This is a genomic window from Actinocorallia herbida (genome assembly GCF_003751225.1).
Classification (GTDB): Bacteria; Actinomycetota; Actinomycetes; order Streptosporangiales; family Streptosporangiaceae; genus Actinocorallia; species Actinocorallia herbida.
This window is the reverse complement of the sequence record NZ_RJKE01000001.1, coordinates 5,518,445-5,531,656: the sequence shown is the minus strand read 5'-3', so window position 1 is coordinate 5,531,656 and position 13,212 is coordinate 5,518,445. Positions and strand designations below refer to the sequence as shown.

The following is a 13,212-nucleotide window of genomic DNA, read 5'->3' as shown; positions in this document are numbered from 1 at the left end:
GCCTGAGTTAGCGAGAGCGCGGCAAAGATCACTGCGGCCGCGCCTCCTGGCGGAAGGACCTTCCCGAGTGTTGAGGCAGGTGGGTGCTGTGCCGGAGTTGAACGATGAGGAGCGTGCGCTGCGCGACGCGGTCCGTTCCTTCTTGGAGAAGAAGGTCGCGCCCGACGTCGCCGCGCACGAGCGCGCACGGACGTTCCCGTGGGAGCTGCTCCCGCAGCTCTACGAGTTCGGCTACGTCCGCGGCGGCGTTCCGGAGGCCGAGGGCGGCGACGAGCTGTCCATGATGATGCAGGCGATCCTCATGGAGGAGGCCGGCCGCTGCTGGGGATCGCTGCGGACCACCGTGAACGTCCAGGGCATGGTCGCCCGCACGCTCTCCGCCGCGGCCGATGCCGGACAGCGCGCGCGCTTCCTCGCGCCGCTCCTGGAAGGCCGCCGCTTCGGCTGGTTCGGCCTGACCGAACCCGACGCCGGATCGGACGCGGGCGCGGTGCGGACCGTCGCCCGGAGGAAGGGCGACGGCTACGTCGTCAACGGGAGCAAGATCTACATCACCAACGCGCTCGGCTGTGACTTCGGCATCCTGTTCGCCCGCGTCCTCGAGGAGGACGGCACGGATCGCGGCGTCACGGCGATCCTCGTCGACGCCGCCGAGTCCCGGTTCGGCGTGCACGACATCCCGCACATGCCGCTGCGCTCGACCACGAGCTGCGAGCTCACCTTCGACGACACCGTCATTCCGGCCGCGAACGTGCTCGGGGATCTCGGGGGCGGCCTGTCGCTGGCCATGAAGGCCGTCAACGTCGGCAGGCTGAACATGGCGATGGGCGCCGTCGGCCTGTCCCAGGCGTGCCTGGAGGAGGCGATCCGGTTCTGCCGGCAGCGCGAGCAGTTCGGCAAGCCGATCGCGGCGTTCCAGCTGGTGCAGCAGATGGTCGTGGAGATCGCGACGCTCACCGAGACGTCCCGCCTGCTCGGCCACCGCGCCGCGCGCGCCCTGGACGCCGGCGAGCCCGGCCGCTACGAGTGCTCGATGGCCAAGCTCTACTGCGGCGAGTCCGCCGGCCGCGCCGCGACGCTGGCGCTCCAGGTGCACGGCGGCGCCGGCCTCATGGAGGAGTCCCCGGTCGAGCGGTACTTCCGCGACGCGCGCGAGGCCACCATCCCCGAGGGCACCAGCCAGATCCAGATCCTGCACCTGGGCAAGGCCCTGCTCGGGCACTCGGCGCTGCGCTGACCGGAGGAGAGCCCCCATGTCGACACCGGCACAGACACAGACGGACCAGGACGTCCTGGTCCGCAGCGAGGACGGCGTCCTCGTCATCACCCTCAACCGGCCCGCGCAGCGCAACGCCGTGAACGCCGCGGTCTCCCGGGCCGTCGCGGCGGCGCTCGACCTGCTCGACGGATCTCCGGACCTGCGCGTGGGCGTGCTGCACGGCAGCGGCGCGACCTTCTGCGCCGGGATGGACCTGAAGGCGCACGCCGCGGGGGAGCGCGCAGCCGACCCGGTGCGCGGCTTCGCGGGCCTCGTGGAGGCCCCGCCCGCCAAGCCGCTGATCGCGGCGGTCGAAGGCTGGGCGCTCGGTGGCGGGTTCGAGATCGCCCTGGCCTGCGACCTGATCACCGCCGGGCGGGGAGCCAGGTTCGGGCTCCCCGAGGTCAAGCGCGGCCTGGCCGCGCGCGGCGGCGGGGCGTTCCGGGTGCCCCGCAGGCTCCCGCACATGATCGCGATGGAGCTGCTCATGACGGGCGCGCCGATCGACGCCGAGCGCGCCGCCGGATTCGGCCTGGTGAACCGCGTCGTGGACGACGGCGCCGCCCTCGACGCCGCGCTGGAGCTGGCCCGGGAGATCGCCGCCAACGCCCCCATGTCGGTGCGCGCCTCCAAGCGGGTCGCGATCGACTCGGCGGAGTGGCCGCTGGAGGAGTGCTTCACCCGCCAGCGCGAGCACCTCGAACCCGTCTTCGCCTCGGAGGACGCCGCAGAGGGCGTGGCCGCCTTCCGCGAGCGGCGCGCACCCGTCTGGCGGGATCGGTGACCACGCCCGAGGCCCCGCCGCAGGCGCTCTCCGGCATCACCGTCGTCTGCCTGAGCGCGATGGGCCCGGCGCCGTTCGCGTGCATGCTGCTGGGCGATCTCGGCGCACGGGTCATCAGGATCGACCGGCCCAACGGAGGTGAGCCGCTCACCGGGCTGCGCGCCGAGGACGACCCGCGCACCAGGGGACACCGCTCGATCGGCATCGACCTGCGCGGCGACCAGGGGCGCGCGCTGCTCCTGCGGCTGCTCGAACAGGCCGACGTCTTCATCGAGGGGATGCGGCCGGGCGCCGCCGAGCGGCTGCGCCTCGGACCGGCGGACCTCCGGGCCGTCAACCCGCGCCTCGTCTACGGCAGGGCCACGGGCTGGGGCCAGACGGGGCCGCGCGCGCTCCAGGCGGGCCACGACATCAACTACGCGGGGCTGGCGGGCGCGGTCTTCCCCCTGGGGCCGCCCGACGCGGCGCCGCAACCGCCGCTCAACCTGCTGGCCGACTTCGGCGGAGGCGGTGCCTACCTCGCGCTCGGCGTCCTCGCGGCGCTCCTCCAGCGCGGGGAGACGGGACGCGGCCAGATCGTCGACGCGGCCATGGTCGACGGCGTCGCCTCGCTGACCGCGATGCTGCACGGGATGCTCGCCGGCGGCGTGTGGCGCGACCGGCGCGGCGACAACCTCCTGGACGGGGCGGCCCCGTTCTACCGGACCTACGGCACCTCCGACGGCGGGTTCATGGCCGTGGGCGCGCTGGAGCCGCAGTTCTACGCGCAGCTGCTCGGTCTGCTCGGACTCGCCCCGGCGGACTGGCCGCAGCACGACAGGGCCCGGTGGCCCGAGCAGCAGCGCGCGCTCGCCGCGCTCTTCGCCTCCCGGACCCGCGCGGAGTGGGAGGCGGTGTTCGACGGCTCGGACGCCTGCGTGACCCCGGTGCTCTCGCTCGCGGAGGCCGCCGCCTCGGCGGAGCTGCGGGAGCGCGGCACCTACGTCGAGTGGGGCGGCATCCCGCAGCCCGCTCCGGCGCCCAGGCTGTCCGGCTCCGCCGTCGTGGAGCGCGACCGGGCGGGCTGGTGCCGGCACACCGACGAGATCCTCGCGGAACTCGGCCTCACCGGCGCGGAGATCGCGGAACTGCGCGACGGCGAGATCGTCGCCTGACGGCGGACGACCGCGGGAAAGAAGAGAACTCCCATGGAAGAGAAGGAGGTGGTCCCATGCGCGACGCGGTGATCGTGGACGCGGTGCGGACGCCGATCGGGCGCCGCAACGGTGCACTGAAGGGCGTCCACCCGGTCGACCTGGCGTCGGAGGTGCTGAAGGCACTGGTACGCCGCAACGACCTGGACCCCGAGCAGATCGAGGACGTGATCTGGGGGTGCGTCACCCAGATCGGCGACCAGTCGACCAACGTGGCGAGGCTCGCCGTGCTCGCCGCCGGATGGCCCGAGGGCATCCCCGGCGTCACGCTGGACCGCGCCTGCGGATCCAGCCAGCAGGCGGTCCACTTCGCCGCGGCCAGTGTGATCGCCGGCCACAACGACATGGTCGTCGCGGGCGGGGTCGAGTCGATGAGCCGGGTGCCTATCGGCTCGGCGCGCAACACCGGTGAGCCCTTCGGCCCCCGCGTCCGGGAGCGGTACCAGCGGGACGCCTTCAGTCAGGGCCTCGGCGCGGAGGAGATCGCCCGCCGCTGGAACCTGTCCCGCACCGAACTCGACGCGTTCGCGCTGGACTCGCACCACCGTTCGGCGGCGGCCACCGACGCCGGCGCCTTCACCGGCCAGCTGGTCCCCATCACGGGCCCGGACGGTGTGCTGACCTATGACGAGGGCGTCCGCCGCGACACGTCGCTGGACCGGCTCGCGGGGCTCAAGCCCGCCTTCCTCGACGACGGCGTCATCCACGCGGGCAACAGCTCCCAGATCTCCGACGGCAGCGCCGCGCTGCTGATCACCACGAGCGAGCGGGCCGCCGAGCTGGGCCTGCGCCCGCTGGCGCGGTTCCACTCCGGCGCCGTCGCGGGCGACGACCCCGTCACGATGCTGACCGCGCCGATCCCGGCGACCGCCAAGGTGCTCAAGCGCGCGGGCCTGGGCATCGACGACATCGGCGTGTTCGAGGTCAACGAGGCCTTCGCGAGCGTGCCGCTGGCCTGGGAGATCGAGACCGGGGCCGAGCACGAGCGGATCAACCCGCTCGGCGGGGCGATCGGGGTCGGCCATCCCCTGGGCGCGTCGGGAGCGATCCTCATGACCCGGATGATCCACCACATGCGCGACAACGGCCTCCGCTACGGCCTGCAGACGATGTGCGAGGCGGGCGGCATGGCGAACGCCACGATCCTCGAACTGCTCTGACCCGAGCTGCGGCCCGAACGGCCCCCTTCCCCTCCGAACCCCCGGGAGTTCTCATGCGACTCGAATCCGTCTCGGCCCTCGTCACCGGAGGCTCGTCCGGCCTCGGCCTGGCCACGGTCCGCAGGCTGCTCGCCGCCGGCGCCTCGGTGTGCATCGCCGACCTGAACCCGCCCTCGGACGCCGACCTCGCCGGACTCGGCGAACGCGTCCTGTTCGGCAAGACCGACATCGCGGACCCCGAGTCCCTGACCCGCACGCTGGACGCCGCGGAGTCCGCGCACGGCCCCCTCCGCGCGGCGGTCCACTGCGCGGGCCGGGGCGGCGACCGGGTCCGCATCCTGGACCGCGACGGCGAACCCGGCGCGCTCGACACCTTCACCGAGGTCGTCCGCGTCAACCTGATCGGCACCTACAACGTCCTGCGGCTCGCCGCGGCGCGGATCGCCCGGTCGGAGCCGGTGGACGGCGAGCGCGGCGCGATCGTGCTCACCGCGTCGGTCGCCGCCTTCGACGGCCAGATCGGCCAGACGTCCTACACCGCCTCCAAGGCGGGCGTCCACGGGATGACCCTCGTGGCGGCACGCGATCTGGCGAGCCGCCAGATCCGGGTCAACACGATCGCTCCCGGCGTGTTCGACACCCCGATGCTGGCCCGGCTGCGGCCCGACATCCGGGAGGCGCTGGAGAAGACGGTGCCGCATCCCAGCCGGCTGGGCGCCCCCGACGACTACGCGCACATGGCGCTGAGCCTGCTGGAGAACCCGTACGTGAACGGCGAGACGATCCGGCTCGACGGCTCGATCCGGATGGCGCCGAGGTAGGCACCGCTGGAAAGGGGCGGGAGGCCACCGCGTAGCGCGGTGGCCTCCCGTTTCCGTCTCAGCGCGCCTGGATCTTGCGGAAGTCCCAGCTGGCGAGCTTCTCGGGGGTGAGGCGCAGCCACGCGTGCCGCCCGTCGACGAGGAACTCGTCCTGGCCGAGGTACTTGCGGGCGAAGAGCAGTTCGGGCACGTCGAGCCCGGCGTCGGGCTCGCCCGTGCGCGGCACCTCGCCCACCTGCTCGACGCGGCCGGAGAGCTCGACGCCGCGCAGCTCACCGAACTCCACGCCCGCGTCGATGACGACCGCGACCCGCGGATCCTTCGCCAGGTCGGTCCAGCGCTGGCTCTTGACGATCGAGTTCAGCCAGAGCGAGGTGCCGTCCCACACGAACCACAGCGGCGACACGTGCGGCCGGCCGTCGCCGCCCGTGGTGGCGACCCGGCAGGTGCGTTCGGCGGCGAGGAAGGCGTCGACCTCTTCGGGCGACATGGCGATGGCACGGCCGCGCCGCTGGGTCTTGGGGGTGGTCATGGTGTCCTCCTCGGGGGCGGGGTGTAGGTGAGGAATCCGGATTCGCCGGGTTGGGCCGCGGCCTGCCGGGTGTTGCGGGCGAGCGCCTGGCGCAATGCTGCCAGGTGCGCCTCCAGGCCGCCGCGCTCGGCCCCCGCCGGGAGCGCCGCCAGCCGCCCCTCGGCCAGCGCGATCTCCTCGCGCAGCCGCGCGCCGGATTCGCCGAAGGTCAGCAGGTCATGGTCGTCCTCGGCGTCACGAGGCCGTTCGTGCTCCATACCCTCACCGTCTCCCAGATCGTTGTCAGATAGCTCAATAGGTTATATGATACAACTCACCATACGGAAGGATGTGACATGCCTCTCCAGGATCACATGCAGATCATTTCGGTCGACGACCACCTCATCGAGCATCCCCGGGTGTTCACCGACCGGCTCCCGCGCAAGTTCCTCGACCAGGGGCCCCGGATCGTCGAGGACGACAAGGGCAGCCATGTGTGGCACATGGAGGACAACGTCTTCCCCTATATCGGGTTGAACGCCGTCGCCGGCAAGGAGCCGAAGGACTACGGCCTTGAGCCGCTGCGCTTCGACGACATGATCCCCGGGTGCTACGACCCGGTGGAGCGCGTCAAGGACATGGACCTCGACGGCGTCCAGGCCGCCTGTTGCTTCCCCTCCTTTCCCGGTTTCGGCGGGCGGGTGTTCCATCGCGCGAAGGACCGGGACCTGGCTTTGGCCTGCGTGCGGGCATGGAACGACTTCAGCATCGAGGAGTGGTGCGCGTCGGCCCCGGAGCGCTACGTGCCGCTCGCGCTGATCCCGATGTGGGACATCGACCTCGTGGTCGCCGAGGTGCGCCGGGTCGCCGCGATGGGCGCCCGCACCATCTCCTTCCCCGACAGCCCGGTGCCGCTCGGCCTGCCCTCTTTCCACTCCGACTACTGGGGCCCGCTGTGGGACCTGTGCGAGGACACCGGCATCGCCGTCAGCCTGCACTTCGGATCGGGCAGTTTCGTCCCCGGGTTCTCGGCGTCGGCGTCCGCGCTCGCGCCGAACGCGGGCGGATCGGCCTACCAGTCGGTCTCCGTGCGCTACAACACCGAGCCGGGCGAGGCCCCGAAGGACGAGGCGCCCACCGCGGTCTCCTTCGTGCTCTACTCGACGAACCTCATGTGGTCGACGGCGGACCTGGCGCTGTCCGGCCAGTTGCAGAAGCACCCCCGCCTGAAGTTCATGCTCTCCGAGGGCGGGATCGGCTGGCTCCCCTACATCGCCGAGCGCGCCGACGCCGTGTGGGAGCGCCACCGCTACTACCAGCCCATCGACTTCGACACCCGCCCGAGCGAACTGATCAAGAAGCACTTCTGGGGCTGCTACATCACCGACGAGTTCGGCATCAAGAACCGGCACGAGATCGGGGTCGACCGGATCTGCGTCGAGGTCGACTACCCGCACTCCGACTCGCTGTGGCCCAACAGCCGCAAGGTGATCGCCGAGTCGCTGGCCGACGTGCCGGACGACGAGGCGCACCGGATCGTCGAGCTGAACGCCCGTGAAGTCCTCAACTTCCCCCGTGTCTGAGCCGACCGTGCGGCCCGTCCGCCCGGAGCCCCAGCCCACGCTCGCCAGCGCGGAGTTCTGGGCCGCGGGCCGGGACGGCGTCCTGCACATCACCCGCTGCGCCGACTGCTCGGCGTACACGCATCCGCCGCTGCCGCGGTGCCGGGTCTGCCGGAGCCCGCACGTGGCGCTCGCCCCGGTCTCCGGCCGCGGTGTCGTCGCGGGCTTCACCGTGAACCACCAGCAGTGGCTGGCCGACTTCCCGCCTCCGTACGTCGTCGCCATCGTGGCGCTGGAGGAGGACGAGGGGGCCCGGCTCACCACGAACATCGTGGGCTGCGAGGTCGAGGACGTCCACGTGGGCATGGCGGTGCGGGTGCTGTTCGAGAAGGTGGGCGAAGTTCACCTCCCGCTCTTCGAGCCCGATCCCGACCGCCGCGGCGAGACGCTCCGCGTACCGGAGCCGCGCGACGTGTCCGCCGCGCTGCGGCCGATGGCGTCACCGGTGAAGTTCGAGGACAGGGTCGCGCTCACCGGCGTCGGGCAGTCGAAGGTCGGCCGGCGGCTCATGGTCGACCCGGTGTCCCTCACCGTCGACGCCTGCCTGGCCGCCGTGGCCGACGCGGGGCTGGAGCTGAAGGACATCGACGGGCTCTCCACCTATCCCGGCCGCACCGGGGCGCCGGGCATGTCGGAAGGCGGGATCCCGCCGGTCGTCGAGGCGCTCCAGCTCACCCCGACCTGGATCAACGGTGTCGGGGACACCCCGGGCCAGGCGGGCGCGATCATCGCCGCGATGCTCGCGGTGGCGTCCGGACTGTGCCGCCATGTGCTCTGCTTCCGGACGGTCTGGGAGTCCTCGCACACGGCGCTGGTCAGGTCCGGGGCCTGGGACGCGCCGCCGGCCCGCGCGACCGGGATGATGGAGGAGCGGGCGCCGTTCGGCGCCATGTCCGCCGCCGGGTGGATCGCGATGCAGACCTCGCACTACTTCCACAGGTACGGCGGCGACCGGTCCATGCTGGGCTGGGTGGCGGTGACCGAACGGGACGGCGCCGCGCGCAATCCCGAGGCCGTCTACCGCGACCCCCTCACCCTCGACGACTACTTCGCCGCCCGGATGGTCTCGACCCCCTTCGGCCTCTACGACTGCGACGTGCCGGTCGACGGCGCCGTGGCGGTCATCGTCTCGGCGGCCGAGACCCTGGCGGACCGGCCCCGGCCGGGCGTCCTGGTCGAGGCGGTCGGCACCCAGATCATGGAGCGGCTGAGCTGGGACCAGGACACCCTCACCCACGAGCCGCAGACCTTCGGGCCGGCGAAGCACCTGTGGAGCCGGACGTCGCTGCGGCCCGACGACGTCGATCTCGCGCTCCTCTACGACGGGTTCACCTTCAACGCGGTGTCCTGGCTGGAGGCGCTCGGCTTCTGCGAGCCGGGCGGCGCGCGGGACTTCATCGACGAGGGGCGCGGGATCGCGCTCGGCGGCCGGCTGCCGCTGAACCCCCATGGCGGCCAGCTGTCCGCCGGCCGGCTGCACGGATTCGGATTCGTGCGGGAGGCGATGCTCCAGCTGCGCGGGGACGCGGGGGAGCGCCAGGTACAGGACGCCGGGACCGCGGTCGTCACGACCGGCGGCGGCGCACCGGGGAGCGCGATCCTGCTCAGGCGCGCGTGAACCCGCCCGGAAAGCTGAACAGAACCAAGGAGTGAAACCATGCTGCAACCCATGACCGGGGTGCGGGTGCTCGAAGTCGCCCAGTTCACCTTCGTTCCATCGGCCGGCGCCGTGCTCGCCGACTGGGGCGCCGACGTCATCAAGGTCGAGCACGCGGAGCGCGGCGACGGCCAGCGCGGCCTGACCCAGGTGCTCGGCCTGGACGCGATCGTCGAGGGGAGCAGGTTCTCGCCCATCGTGGAGGCCCCGAACCGGGGAAAGCGCAGCGTCGGCCTGGCCCTGGAGAAGCCCGAGGCGCTGGAGATCCTGCACGAGCTGATCCGGCAGAGCGACGTCTTCCTGACCAACTTCCTGCCCGACGCCCGCGCGAAGCTGGGCATCGAGCTGGAGGACGTCCGGAAGGTCAATCCCGACATCATCTATGTGCGCGGCTCCGGCTTCGGGCAGCGCGGACCCGAGGCGGGCAAGGGCGGATACGACGCCACCGCCTTCTGGGCCCGGGGAGGCAGCGGGGCCGGATCCACGCCGGCCGACGCGGACCGCCTCGTCGCGATGCCGGCCGGAGGCTACGGTGACAACCTCGGCGGCATGACGATCGCGGGAGGCGTCGCGGCGGCCCTGTTCGCCCGCGCGACGACCGGGGAGACCTCGGTCATCGACGTGTCGCTGCTCGGCGTGGGGGCGTGGGCGACCCAGTTCACCGCGAACCTCGCCCTGATGGCCGGCGGCCCGCCGCCGCGACCGCCGGTGCCCCGGCACGGGTCGGCCCGCAATCCGCTGGTCGGCTCCTACCGGACCTCCGACGACCGGTGGTTCATCTTCTCCATGCTCCAGCCGGGCCGGTACTGGGCGGAGTTCTGCGAGATCGCGGGGCGTCCGGAGCTCGTCGCCGACGAGCGGTTCGACACGGTCGAGAAGCTGATGGCGGGCGCCCCGCAGGCGGCCGAGATCATCGCGGAGATCGTGCGCGGGAAGACCTACGACGAGTGGCTGGCGCTGTTCGAGGGCATGGAGGGCCAGTGGGCCACGGTCCAGGACCCGTGGGGGGTCGCCAACGACGTGTCCCTGCGGGCGAACGGCATGATCCGCAGTGTGCGGGACGTCGACGGCGTGGAGCGCGAGCTCATCTCGAACCCGGTCCAGTTCGATGAGACGCCCGTCGAGCTGCGGCGCGGTCCGCAGTTCGCCGAGCACACCGACGACATCATCCGCGGTCTCGGCCGGACCGAGGAGGAGCTGATCCAGCTCAAGATCGCCGGCGCCATCACCTGACCCTTCCCGCCGCGAACCGACCGCACCGCGCCGGTGCGCCGGCGGCGCCCGCGCCGGTCTCCGGTGCGGTGCGGTCGCATGCCCTGTGGAAACAGGTAGATCTTACGACTGAAATGATTGAATGGGAGTTTCGATTATGCCGATTGCGGAATCGGGACCGTCGGCCAAGGCGCCACCGGTCCTCGAGGTCAGCGGGCTGAACGTGGAGTTCGCGACGCCCGACGGGCCGATCCGGGTGGTGGAGGACGTCGACCTGACGATCCCCCGGGGAACCACGGTCGGCCTCGTCGGCGAGTCGGGCTCGGGGAAGACGGTGACCTCCCTTGCCGTGATGGGGCTGCTCCCGAAGGAGACGGCCAGGGTCACCGGGTCGATCCGGCTGTCCGGGCGGGAGCTCGTCGGCATGGGCGCCCGGGAGCTCTCCGACATCCGCGGGGCGCGGATGGCGATGGTCTTCCAGGAGCCGCGCCGCAGCCTGGACCCGGCCTTCACCGTGGGAGACCAGATCGCCGAGGTGCTGCGCCGGCATGAGCGCCCCGGCCGCAGGGCCGCCGGCGAGAAGGCCGTCGCCCTCCTCGACCGGGTCGGGATCGCCGACGCCGGGCGCAGGGCCCGCGCCTATCCGCACGAGTTCAGCGGCGGCATGTGCCAGCGGGTCATGCTCGCGATCGCACTGGCCTGCAAGCCGGAACTGCTGATCGCGGACGAGCCGACCACGGCCCTGGACGTCACGGTGCAGAAGGACATGCTCGACCTGATGAACGAACTCCAGGCCGAGCTCGACGTCTCGATCCTGTTCATCACGCACGACCTGGGCGTGGTCGCCCAGATGTGCGACTGGGTCAACGTCATGTACGCCGGGCAGGTCGTCGAGTCGACCCCGATGGAGCGCCTCTTCCGGCGTCCCGGGCACCCGTACACCGAGGGCCTGCTCGCCGCGGTCCCGGAGACGACGCCCAAGAACGGGCGGCTGCGCGCCATCCCCGGCATCGTGCCCGCCCCGGCCGACTGGCCCGTCGGCTGCCGGTTCGCCCCCCGCTGCGGCCACGTGCACGCCGAGCCGTGCGAAAGCGGCCCCGTCACCCTGACGCCCGACGAGCGGGGCCGCTCGGTGCGCTGCGTGCGCGGCGACGAGATCACCCTGAAGGGAATCGAGGAATGAGCGCCCTTTTGCAGGCCGAACTGCTCGGCAAGAGATACCGGGTCCGAAGAGGAATGCCCGGCCGTCCGGCCCGGTACTTCGACGCGGTCAAGGACGTCTCCTTCGAGATCGGACGCGGGGAGACGCTCGGCATCGTGGGCGAGAGCGGCGCGGGCAAGTCGACGGTCGGGCGGCTGGTGCTCCGGCTGGTCGAGGCCGACACCGGGGCGATCCGCTACGACGGGCAGGACCTGCGCGAGCTGTCCGGGCGCGGCATGCGCTCGATGCGCAGCCACATGCAGATGATCTTCCAGGACCCGTTCAGCTCGCTCGACCCGCGGATGACGGTCGGCGCGGCCGTCGCCGAGCCGCTCCGCCTGCACAAGGGGCTCAAGGGCGCCGAGCTGGAACACCGCGTCCTCGACCTGCTCCAGAGGGTCGGCATGCGCGCGGACCACCTGGACCGCTACCCGCGGGAGTTCTCCGGCGGCCAGTTGCAGCGCATCGCGATAGCGCGCGCGCTGGCCACGGACCCGGAGTTCATCGTCTGCGACGAGCCGGTCGCCGCGCTGGACGTCTCGATCCAGGCGCAGGTGCTGAACCTGCTGCTCGACCTCCAGGCCGAGCGCGGCCTGAGCTATCTGTTCATCTCGCACGACCTCTCGCTCGTCCGCTTCCTCGCGCACCGCGTCGCGGTGATGTCGCAGGGCGCGATCGTCGAGACGGGGACGGCCGAGGAGATCTTCGCCGAACCCGCGCACGCCTACACCCGCAAACTGCTGTCGGCCATCCCCGAGCCGCGACCGACGCGGGTGTCCCGCTGGCCCGGGTCCGCGGGCGCCGACGATGCCGTGACCCACCCCCACCTCACCTGACGGAGGCGTCATGTTGATGCTCGCCGTGCGCCGGCTCGTCAGCGCCGTGCCGCTCCTTCTCGCCATCAGCCTGCTGGTGTTCCTGCTGCTCGACCTGATGCCGGGCGACGCCGCCGCGACCCTCGCGGGGGAGAACGCCTCCGCCGAGCAGATCGCCGAGCTCCGCGGACGGCTCGGCCTCGACCAGCCGGTGCTGCTCCGCTACTGGGACTGGCTCACCTCGGCCGTGCACGGAGACCTCGGCCAGTCGCTCTTCAGCTCCCAGTCGGTCACCGACACCGTGCTGGAGCGGCTCCCGGTCACCGCCTCGCTCGGTCTCGCCGCGCTGCTCCTCGTGGTCGTCATCGGCCTGCCGCTGGGCATCTTCGCGGCCCGCCGCCCGGGCTCCGCCGTCGACCGGCTGCTCAGCGCGTTCGCCTCGCTCGCCATGGCGCTGCCCCCGTTCGTCGTCGGCCTGGTCCTGGTGCTGCTGTTCGCGGTCAACCTCGGCGCGCTGCCCGCGACGGGCTACGTACCGCTGTCCGAGGGCGGCCTGGGCGGCTGGCTGCGCAACCTCGTCCTCCCGGCCATCGCGGTCGCGGCCATCCCGGTCGCGGAACTGGCCCGCCAGACCAGGGGCGCGCTCGTCGATGCCCAGAGCAAGGACTACATCCGCACAGTCCGGGCGAAGGGGGTCCATGAGCGCTCGGTGCTCCTCAAGCACGCCCTGAAGAACGCGGGCGTGCCGATCGCGACGGTGCTGGGCCTCCAGGTCAACCGGCTGCTCGCGGGCAGCGTCACCGTGGAGTTCGTCTTCGCGATGCCGGGATTCGGCGCCCTCGCGGTCAACGCCGTGATCCAGCGGGACCTGCCCATGATCCTCGGCGTGGTGCTGACCAGCGCGCTGATCGTCGTGGTGGTCAACATCCTGACCGACCTGTCCTACGGATTCTTCAACCCCCGACTCAGAGCCTGATG

13 protein-coding genes are annotated in these 13,212 nt (G+C 72.1%); 11 read left to right on the top strand and 2 right to left on the bottom strand.

Features of this window, described 5'->3' with window-relative positions:
• Positions 1-88: 88 nt before the first annotated feature.
• The 5 genes from EDD29_RS25080 to EDD29_RS25060 are packed head-to-tail and all read left to right on the top strand — an operon-like array spanning position 89 to position 5,216.
• Complete coding sequence (locus tag EDD29_RS25080) at positions 89-1,237, top strand: acyl-CoA dehydrogenase family protein (protein ID WP_123666765.1); 1,149 nt, start codon at positions 89-91, stop codon at positions 1,235-1,237.
• 16 nt (positions 1,238-1,253) lie between these two features.
• Entirely contained in the window at positions 1,254-2,042 is a 789-nt protein-coding gene (locus tag EDD29_RS25075) for a crotonase/enoyl-CoA hydratase family protein (RefSeq protein WP_123666764.1), read from the top strand.
• Positions 2,039-3,196, top strand: a complete 1,158-nt coding sequence (locus tag EDD29_RS25070) for a CaiB/BaiF CoA transferase family protein (protein WP_246052994.1) — start codon at positions 2,039-2,041, stop codon at positions 3,194-3,196. Before EDD29_RS25075 ends, EDD29_RS25070 begins: the two co-directional genes overlap by 4 nt.
• Before the next feature lie 56 nt (positions 3,197-3,252).
• Positions 3,253-4,395: a thiolase family protein gene (locus tag EDD29_RS25065; RefSeq protein WP_123666763.1), complete on the top strand. Its 1,143-nt coding sequence runs from the start codon at positions 3,253-3,255 to the stop codon at positions 4,393-4,395.
• A gap of 53 nt (positions 4,396-4,448) precedes the next feature.
• Positions 4,449-5,216: an SDR family NAD(P)-dependent oxidoreductase gene (locus EDD29_RS25060; RefSeq protein WP_123666762.1), complete on the top strand. Its 768-nt coding sequence runs from the start codon at positions 4,449-4,451 to the stop codon at positions 5,214-5,216.
• 58 nt (positions 5,217-5,274) lie between these two features.
• On the opposite strand, the gene EDD29_RS25055 is transcribed toward EDD29_RS25060, so the two are convergent.
• Both EDD29_RS25055 and EDD29_RS25050 read right to left on the bottom strand, forming a co-directional pair.
• Positions 5,275-5,748, bottom strand: coding sequence for a pyridoxamine 5'-phosphate oxidase family protein (locus EDD29_RS25055; RefSeq protein WP_123666761.1), 474 nt, complete (start codon positions 5,746-5,748; stop codon positions 5,275-5,277).
• On the bottom strand, positions 5,745-6,005 hold the full coding sequence (locus EDD29_RS25050) for a hypothetical protein (RefSeq protein ID WP_123666760.1): 261 nt from the start codon (positions 6,003-6,005) through the stop codon (positions 5,745-5,747). Before EDD29_RS25050 ends, EDD29_RS25055 begins: the two co-directional genes overlap by 4 nt.
• 78 nt (positions 6,006-6,083) lie before the next feature.
• On the opposite strand from EDD29_RS25050, the gene EDD29_RS25045 reads away from it, so the two are divergent.
• The 6 genes from EDD29_RS25045 to EDD29_RS25020 all read left to right on the top strand — a co-directional run bounded on the left by EDD29_RS25045 (position 6,084) and on the right by EDD29_RS25020 (position 13,210).
• Positions 6,084-7,310 (top strand): amidohydrolase family protein, encoded by a 1,227-nt coding sequence (locus tag EDD29_RS25045; RefSeq protein ID WP_123666759.1) that lies wholly within the window; start codon positions 6,084-6,086, stop codon positions 7,308-7,310.
• Entirely contained in the window at positions 7,303-8,967 is a 1,665-nt protein-coding gene (locus EDD29_RS25040) for a thiolase C-terminal domain-containing protein (protein WP_123666758.1), read from the top strand. The genes EDD29_RS25045 and EDD29_RS25040 overlap by 8 nt, the downstream gene beginning before the upstream one ends.
• 39 nt (positions 8,968-9,006) lie before the next feature.
• A complete protein-coding gene (locus tag EDD29_RS25035; RefSeq protein WP_123666757.1) occupies positions 9,007-10,239 on the top strand; it encodes a CaiB/BaiF CoA transferase family protein in 1,233 nt (410 codons plus the stop codon).
• 136 nt (positions 10,240-10,375) lie between these two features.
• On the top strand, positions 10,376-11,401 hold the full coding sequence (locus EDD29_RS25030) for an ABC transporter ATP-binding protein (protein WP_123666756.1): 1,026 nt from the start codon (positions 10,376-10,378) through the stop codon (positions 11,399-11,401).
• A complete protein-coding gene (locus tag EDD29_RS25025) occupies positions 11,398-12,255 on the top strand; it encodes an ABC transporter ATP-binding protein (RefSeq protein WP_123666755.1) in 858 nt (285 codons plus the stop codon). The genes EDD29_RS25030 and EDD29_RS25025 overlap by 4 nt, the downstream gene beginning before the upstream one ends.
• 10 nt (positions 12,256-12,265) lie before the next feature.
• On the top strand, positions 12,266-13,210 hold the full coding sequence (locus tag EDD29_RS25020) for an ABC transporter permease (RefSeq protein ID WP_123666754.1): 945 nt from the start codon (positions 12,266-12,268) through the stop codon (positions 13,208-13,210).
• The last annotated feature ends 2 nt before the right edge of the window (positions 13,211-13,212 follow it).